This is a genomic window from Cedecea sp. B1(4), assembly GCF_059414925.1.
This window is the reverse complement of sequence record NZ_JCAHMZ010000016.1, coordinates 18,341-25,850: the sequence shown is the minus strand read 5'-3', so window position 1 is coordinate 25,850 and position 7,510 is coordinate 18,341. Positions and strand designations below refer to the sequence as shown.

Annotated in this window: 8 protein-coding genes; 3 read left to right on the top strand and 5 right to left on the bottom strand. The window is 52.3% G+C overall.

Features of this window, described 5'->3' with window-relative positions; genetic code table 11:
* Positions 1–728: 728 nt before the first annotated feature.
* Positions 729–1,211 (bottom strand): SsrA-binding protein SmpB, encoded by a 483-nt coding sequence (gene smpB, locus ACR6JA_RS21620; RefSeq protein ID WP_085542304.1) that lies wholly within the window; start codon positions 1,209–1,211, stop codon positions 729–731.
* A 153-nt stretch (positions 1,212–1,364) separates the two neighbouring features.
* Here smpB and ACR6JA_RS21615 point away from each other — a divergent pair, with 153 nt between their 5' ends.
* Positions 1,365–1,802, top strand: a complete 438-nt coding sequence (locus ACR6JA_RS21615) for a type II toxin-antitoxin system RatA family toxin (protein WP_039297422.1) — start codon at positions 1,365–1,367, stop codon at positions 1,800–1,802.
* Positions 1,792–2,082 carry an RnfH family protein gene (locus tag ACR6JA_RS21610; protein WP_039297419.1) on the top strand — a complete coding sequence of 97 codons (291 nt, stop codon included), beginning with the start codon at positions 1,792–1,794 and terminating at the stop codon, positions 2,080–2,082. Before ACR6JA_RS21615 ends, ACR6JA_RS21610 begins: the two co-directional genes overlap by 11 nt.
* A gap of 62 nt (positions 2,083–2,144) precedes the next feature.
* On the opposite strand, the gene bamE is transcribed toward ACR6JA_RS21610, so the two are convergent.
* From bamE to nadK, 3 genes are all read right to left on the bottom strand, one after another.
* Complete coding sequence (gene bamE / locus ACR6JA_RS21605; RefSeq protein ID WP_008458182.1) at positions 2,145–2,489, bottom strand: outer membrane protein assembly factor BamE; 345 nt, start codon at positions 2,487–2,489, stop codon at positions 2,145–2,147.
* Positions 2,490–2,708: 219 nt separating this feature from the next.
* Complete coding sequence (gene recN, locus ACR6JA_RS21600; protein WP_494494402.1) at positions 2,709–4,370, bottom strand: DNA repair protein RecN; 1,662 nt, start codon at positions 4,368–4,370, stop codon at positions 2,709–2,711.
* Positions 4,371–4,578: 208 nt separating this feature from the next.
* Positions 4,579–5,457, bottom strand: a complete 879-nt coding sequence (gene nadK, locus ACR6JA_RS21595; RefSeq protein WP_008458177.1) for an NAD(+) kinase — start codon at positions 5,455–5,457, stop codon at positions 4,579–4,581.
* Positions 5,458–5,580: 123 nt separating this feature from the next.
* Here nadK and grpE point away from each other — a divergent pair, with 123 nt between their 5' ends.
* Positions 5,581–6,159, top strand: a complete 579-nt coding sequence (grpE, locus tag ACR6JA_RS21590; protein ID WP_008458175.1) for a nucleotide exchange factor GrpE — start codon at positions 5,581–5,583, stop codon at positions 6,157–6,159.
* Between the two features lie 48 nt (positions 6,160–6,207).
* On the opposite strand, the gene ACR6JA_RS21585 is transcribed toward grpE, so the two are convergent.
* Positions 6,208–7,494: an HlyC/CorC family transporter gene (locus ACR6JA_RS21585; protein WP_039286882.1), complete on the bottom strand. Its 1,287-nt coding sequence runs from the start codon at positions 7,492–7,494 to the stop codon at positions 6,208–6,210.
* Between the last annotated feature and the right edge of the window lie 16 nt (positions 7,495–7,510).

The window sequence follows — 7,510 nt, the reverse complement described above, 5'->3', positions numbered from 1 at the left end:
TTACCGAAAGCAAAAATTTTAAGTGCAAGAGGCCCTTCGCGATGAATAGGCGAAAAAAGGGCTGTATCAAAAAATTGATGACAGTGATTATTAATAAATAGGGCGTTTCCGGTGCGGAATCGAAATTAGTTAATTCTCAGGGTCATAGGCTCGTCGTTTATTAAATTGAGACTATTGATGATATAGACAGGAAAAAATGAAAGCGCAACTTAAGCCATATTTAACATTATGTAAGTCACTCTAAAGTATCAGTGAACGTAACGGGCTCACCCAAACGGCTGAAGACAGTTCCCTGGCTGCCGGTTGGCTACTACTATTCTTATCGTGTTGAAAGATTTGAGATAAGTTTTGGCGGGAGTTTTGCATTGCCCTGGTTAAACTGAGGTTTTAGGTAAGATGATACATGTAACTGATCGGGGTGTAGTGCCTTTTCTGGTGGGGTGTTTTCTTTTGTAAAGCAGAAAAATTTGGAAAAAATTATCTATTTTGTGAGGCGTGTAAAGAGGGGGAGGAGAGGAGGGAATATTATATATCTTTGCGTTTATGGCTTTCAGTAAGAATGATAATAATGAAGGGAGATAGTATATATTATTTAGCGTCGCTTAATTAATTTAAAAGCTTCCTTATCTGACCGCGCAATAATAGCTGATAATTTAAGAAACATGTGATTTTTTTATACTGGCTCTTCAGACGAAGAGCCAGCGGAGAGATGAATAACGAGAATCGGCTTAACGCCCCGCGTTTTTCATGATACGGGCTTTATCTACTGCCCACTCGCGATCTTTCGCATCAGTGCGCTTATCATGCTGCTTCTTACCTTTCGCTACGCCGATTTTTACTTTGCACCAGGCGTTCTTCCAGTAGAGGGACAGGGCAATGACGGTGTAGCCGTCGCGGCTGACGCTGCCGAAGAGGTTATCGAGCTCGCGCTTGTTCAACAGCAGTTTACGGGTGCGCGTCGGGTCGCAAACTACGTGGCTGGAGGCGACGGTCAGCGGCGTGAAGTTAGCGCCAAACAGATAGGCCTCGCCATCTTTAAAGATAACGTAGCTGTCACCGATGTTTGCCTTCCCGGCACGTAATGATTTTACTTCCCAGCCTTGCAGCGCGAGGCCCGCTTCAATCTCATCTTCGATAAAGTATTCGTGGCGGGCACGCTTGTTTAGCGCAATGGTGGCTGAGCCTGGTTTGTGTGCTTTTTTCTTTGTCATAGTGCTGCTCAGTATATGTAATCCAGGAGTTCAAAGACACCCCGCAGCCTGCGCGAGGAGGAAGCGCTTATCTTAGCATGAGCGGCAGAGAGTTTTTGTTTGCGCGGTGATAAATGTTATTATTTGTCCGATTTATGACTCCCAGGAATTGTTATGCCGCAGATTAGCCGTACTGCTTTGGTGCCCTACAGCGCCGAGCAGATGTACCAGTTAGTGAACGACGTGAATTCGTACCCGGAATTTTTACCTGGCTGCACCGGTAGCCGGGTAATTGACGCATCGGCTAATCAGATGACGGCGGCAGTCGACGTTTCAAAAGCCGGGATCAGCAAAACCTTTACTACCCGAAATACCCTGACCGACAATCAGAGTATCCTGATGCATCTGGTGGATGGCCCCTTCAAAAAGCTGATGGGGGGCTGGAAGTTCACGCCGCTTAGCGAAGATGCCTGCCGGATTGAGTTCCAGCTTGATTTCGAATTTACCAATAAGCTGATTGAGCTGGCCTTTGGTCGTATCTTTAAAGAGCTGGCTGGAAACATGGTTCAGGCATTTACTACCCGCGCCAAAGAGGTTTACCGTGTCGCGTGAGATTCAGGTTGAGGTGGTTTATGCCCTGCCGCAAAAACAGTACCTGCGCCAGGTGAAGCTTGAGGAAGGCAGCACGGTTGAGCAGGCGATTGTCGCCTCAGGTTTGCTTGAGCTTCGTGACGATATCGATCTGGCGAAAAACAAAGTTGGTGTATACAGCCGCCCGGTAAAGCTGGGGGATAAAGTGAATGACGGCGATCGGGTTGAGATTTACCGGCCGCTGATTGCTGACCCGAAAGAGCTGCGCCGCCAGCGTGCGGAACGTTCTGCCCAGAAATAATCCTGCGTGAAAGTGACAAAAAAAGGTGCCTCAGGCACCTTTTTTTATGCATCGAGCCAGCCTTATTCCCCTTTGGTCAGGGCCGGTTTGTTGTCGATGTTGGTCAGCACGCCGCTGCTGTTAAAGGTCAGGGTTAGCGTCTGCTGAGTCACGTTCTCGTGGCCCGGCTGCTGGCGGAAGACATAGAACCAGGTATTGGTGCCGAACGGATCGGACATCATTGGCGTCCCGAGGGTGTAGGCCACCTGTTGTTGGGTCATGCCCACGCGGAGTTTGGACACATCATTAGGTGCCAGATAGTTACCTTGGTTGATGTCTGGGCGGTAAACCACTCGCTCCAGAGTGGAACAGCCTGCGGTCAACATCAGAAGAACCGCTGCGGCAGCAGTCAGCATTTTACAACGCATAGTGATTTGATTCCTTTTCGGGCCGGAGTAGTGCGTGGCTCATTCGTATTATGCCGATGATAATAGACCTTTAAGCAGTTTAAAACCTCAAGGCGCTCAACTCTGACAGTGGGAGCATAAAAAAGTTGGTTGAAAAGGTGGCAGAAAGTCGGATTAGCGAGTGGGGTGTATGTTTTTTGCACAATGCACGGCGCTGGATACACCGTGCATTGTAAAGCCTCAGGCGGCCAGCAGCTCTTTGGCATTGGCCAGCGTGTTGCGCGTCACTTCACTGCCGCCGAGAAGACGAGCAAGCTCCTGTAGGCGAGAACGTTTATCCAACGGCTGCATATGGGTTTCGGTCATTTCCCCGTCGGTTTCTTTGCTGACGAAGAAGTGATGGTGGCCGCAGCCGGCAACCTGCGGCAGGTGGGTGACACACATCACCTGGGTAGATTCGCCTAGCTGACGTAACAGCTTACCCACTACCGCAGCTGTGGGACCACTGATCCCCACGTCGACTTCATCGAAGATCAGCGCCGGTGTTTCCATTTTACGGGCGGTGATCACCTGAATCGCCAGCGCGATGCGAGAAAGCTCGCCGCCTGAGGCCACTTTTGCCAGCGGCTGCAGCGGCTGCCCTGGGTTGGTGCTGACGCGGAAATCAATGCGGTCGGCGCCTTCGGCGGTGAGGTGGTTTTCGTTAAATTCGACGTCAATGGCGAGCTTGCCGTGCGGCATGGAGAGCGAATGCATGCTTTCCGTAATCAACTGGCACAGTTCATTGGCATGTTTGGCCCGGCTTTGGTGAAGCGCCAGTGCCACGGCAAGCGCCTGCTGATGATGTTGGGCAACGGCCTGCAGCAACTCTTCCAACGACCCGGTTTGCTCATCCAGTAACTGCTGTTCATCCAGCAACTTCTGGTGGAAAGCGGGTAGCTCTTCAGGCGTGATGTGGTGCTTACGGGCCAGAGAGATCTGGCGAGAAATACGCTGTTCCAGTTCATAAAGACGGTTTGGATCCAAATCCAGACGATCGCAGTAATGGCGTAGTTCGTCGCTGGCTTCGGAAATCTGAATGGCGGCTTCTTCCAGCATATCCAGTACGCTAGAGAGCTTGTTATCCATGCCCACCAGTTCACCCATGAGGTGGCGCACGGTATACAGCTGACTTTGTAGATTGTTTTCTTCCCCGTCGGCCAGCACGTCCAGCGCCTGCTGGCTGGTGGATAGCAGTTGGCCGCTGTTGGCGAGGCGCTTGTACTCTTCATCAATCAGTTCGAATTCACCGGCAACGGGAGAAAACTCATTCAGCTCTTTGAGCTGGTAGTGAAGCAGTTCGGCTTTGGCTGAACGCTCCTGAGCCAGTTGCTGATGCTGCGCCAGAGTACGGCAGCTTTGGTGCCATTCGCGGTAGCGTTCTGCCATTTGTTGAATCAGCGCCTGCTCACCGGCATAGCCGTCCAGAAGCGTTTTTTGATGCTCGGGCTTGAGCAACAGCTGGTGGGCGTGCTGCCCATGAATCTGGATAAGCAGCTGACCGAGATCGCGCAGTTGGGAAAGGGGCACGGCGGTACCGTTGATAAAGCCCCGGGAGCGGCCATCGCTGTTGATCACGCGGCGAAGCAGGCATTCGCTGCCGTCTTCCAGCTGGTTTTTTTCCAGCCAGCGTAGCGCAGCCGGGGTGTCTTTCAGGGAAAAGCGGGCGCAGAGATCCGCGCGATTTGCACCAGAACGCACCATGTCCGCTTCCGCGCGACCGCCCAGGCACAGGCCCAGCGCATCTATGGCAATAGATTTACCGGCACCGGTTTCCCCGGTAATGGCCGTCATCCCGTGATGAAAGTCTATTTCAAGTTCACGAACGATAGCGAAATTGCTGATGGTGAGTTGAGCGAGCATGACCACTCTCCTGTATGAGCTCGTCATACTTCAAGCTGCAGGGGTGTTGGCTGCTTTCACTTACCCCAGTCACTTACTCAAGTAAGCTCCTGGGATGCACTCTCTTGCCGCCTACCTGCAACTCGAATTATTTAGAGCTAGATTGAGTTACTGTGTTTTCATACAGTATAAACTGGTTTTATATACAGTAAAGTGGCCAGGTGGTTTTTTAGAACAATTTTTTTGACCAGCCGAGTTTCGAACTTAATGTGTTGAAATAGCTGTAGTCTTTCGGGTGAATCAGATTGAGGTGGTAGTCGCAGCGGCGAATGAGTACGTCTTCACCTTCCTGAATAGGCAAAGCAATCTGGCTGTCGCAGCTGATTTCAAGGTCACTTCGCATATGGGAAAAACGCAGGCGAATGGTGCTGCTGCTGTTGATCACCAGCGGGCGCGCAGACAGCGTATGCGGGAACATCGGCACCAGCGTAATAGCATCCAGCGAAGGCGTAAGAATCGGGCCACCAGCTGAAAGCGAGTAGGCAGTCGAGCCGGTCGGCGTGGAGATAATCAGCCCGTCAGAGCGCTGTGAAAACGCAAAGATTTCGTCGATATAGACTTCGAACTCAATCATATGCGCGACTTTACCGGGGTGAAGCACCACTTCGTTTATCGCGGTACTGAGGCGCGTAGGAGTATCATGCTGGCAGACCTGGGCTTCGAGCAGGAAGCGGCGTTCGGTGATGTAATGCCCTTCAAGAACGTCCGCCAATTGCTGCTGGGCATTGTCCGGGTCAAGGTCGGTCAGGAAACCCAGGTTGCCACGGTTGATGCCAATAACTTTTATGTCATAGCGAGCGAGCACCCGAGCGGCGCCCAGCATATTGCCATCCCCGCCGACGACCACGGCCAAATCAGCCTGCTGGCCTATCTCCGCCAGCGTGCCGGTTTTCACCTGCTTGAGGTTTAGCTCCTGGGCGATTTGCTGTTCCACCATCACTTCATAGCCTTTGGCGCACAGCCAGCGATAGAGCATTTCATGCGTGGTCAGAGCGGTGGGGTGACGCGGATGCCCGACAATACCGATGCAGTTGAAATGTTTGTTCATTATCCTGGTGGTCCTTATTCGCAGACGTTCCTGTGACAATATGACAGGTTCCCTTGAAACCCTGAAACTGATCCCCATAATAAGCGAAGCAGCGAGATGAATGCTAAAAACGCGGAGAATTTCATGAGTAGTAAAGAACAGAAAACACCTAACGAGCAAGCCCCGGAAGATATCGTCATGGATCAGCACGAAGAAGTCGAGGCCGTAGAAGGTGCCGATGTCGTGGATCCGCGCGACGAAGAGATTGCAAATCTGCAGGCTCAACTGGCAGAAATGAAGCAGCGCGAGCGTGAAATTGAGCCGCGCCACCAGGCTGATTTAGCTAATCTGCGTCGCCGTACCGAGCAGGATATCGAGAAAGCGCACAAGTTCGCCCTGGAAAAGTTCGTGAACGAACTGCTGCCGGTTATCGACAGCCTGGATCGCGCGCTGGAAGTAGCCGATAAGTCCAACCCGGATTTAGCCCCAATGATCGAAGGCATTGAGCTGACCCAGAAGTCGATGCTGGATGTGGTTCGCAAGTTCGGCGTGGAAGTGGTGGGCGAGACTAACGTGCCGTTTAACCCGGACGTGCACCAGGCGATTGCGATGGTTGAATCTGCCGACGTTGCGCCAAATAACGTGCTGATGGTGATGCAGAAAGGTTACACCCTGAATGGCCGTACTATTCGTGCCGCGATGGTTTCCGTAGCCAAAGCCTGATTCATTGCAGAAAGTAAAAAGCCAGCCCTGAGGCTGGCTTTTTTACGTCTATTGCTCCACGCTTTGCCGCAAAGGCTTCACCGGCGTGACGCGCACCTGCTTAATCATGTTGTCCTGTACGTCGAGAATATCGATGTCGTACTGACTGAGCCGGATGCGGGTTCCTGCGGCCGGGATCTCCTGAATCTCTTCCAGAATCATACCGTTTACCGTGCGGGCGTCATCTTCCGGCAGCGTCCAGTTAAAGGCTTTGTTGAGTTCTCGCACGTTGGCGCTGCCTTCGATAATGACCGAGCCGTCGTTTTGCGGTGTGACTTCTTCCGCAAGCGTTGGAGACATGGAAGTGGTGAAGTCACCGACAATCTCTTCCAGAATATCTTCTACGGTTACCAGCCCCTGGATATCGCCGTATTCATCTACCACCAGGCCAACTTTCTTTTTATTGCGTTGGAATTTCACCAGCTGCACGCTGAGCGGGGTGCCTTCCGGCACAAAGTAAATCTCATCGGCGGAGCGCAGCATCACCTCTTTGGTGAACTCTTTTTTCTCAGTCATCAGGCGGTAGGCTTCGCGGACGCGCAGCATGCCGATGGCATCATCCAGACTGTCGCGGTACAGCACGATGCGGCCGTGCGGGGAGTGCGTTAACTGGCGGACGATGGACTTCCAGTCGTCATTAATATTGATGCCGACGATTTCGTTTCGCGGCACCATGATGTCGTCGACGCTGACCTTTTCCAGATCCAGTACCGACAGCAACATATCCTGGTTGCGCCGCGAAATTTGCGAGCGGGATTCATGCACGATGGTTCGCAGCTCGTCTTTGCTGAGGGCGGTGCTAATAATGTTGTCAACCTTGATGCCAACCATGCGCATCAGCAGACGGGTAATAGTATTCAGCAGCCAGACCAGCGGCATCATCAGGAACTGCAGCGGGCCGAGTAGCCAACTGCTTGGATAAGCGACTTTTTCCGGGTACAAGGCGGCGATGGTTTTAGGCAGGACTTCGGCAAACACCAGCACAACAAAGGTTAAAACGCCGGTCGCTATTGCCACGCCTGCGTTACCGTAAAGGCGGATGCCGACGATAGTCGCTAATGCAGAAGCCAGAATATTCACCAGGTTATTCCCGATGAGTACCAGGCTAATCAAGCGGTCTGGCTTACGCAGGAGTTTTTCAACGCGCTTCGCTGCCCGGTTACCCTGTTTGGCGCGGTGGCGCAGGCGGTAGCGGTTTAGCGTCATCATGCCGGTTTCCGACCCGGAGAAGTACGCGGACACCACCACCATGATGATCAGGGTGACGATCAGCGTGGTGGTTGAGATGTGTTCCAAAAGTGATTTCCTTTAA

Coding starts and splice junctions, on each gene's coding strand:
- smpB (WP_085542304.1), bottom strand. CDS start 1,211: ATGACAAAGAAAAAAGCACACAAACCAGGCTCAGCCACCATTGCGCTA.
- ACR6JA_RS21615 (WP_039297422.1), top strand. CDS start 1,365: ATGCCGCAGATTAGCCGTACTGCTTTGGTGCCCTACAGCGCCGAGCAG.
- bamE (WP_008458182.1), bottom strand. CDS start 2,489: ATGCGTTGTAAAATGCTGACTGCTGCCGCAGCGGTTCTTCTGATGTTG.
- recN (WP_494494402.1), bottom strand. CDS start 4,370: ATGCTCGCTCAACTCACCATCAGCAATTTCGCTATCGTTCGTGAACTT.
- nadK (WP_008458177.1), bottom strand. CDS start 5,457: ATGAACAAACATTTCAACTGCATCGGTATTGTCGGGCATCCGCGTCAC.
- grpE (WP_008458175.1), top strand. CDS start 5,581: ATGAGTAGTAAAGAACAGAAAACACCTAACGAGCAAGCCCCGGAAGAT.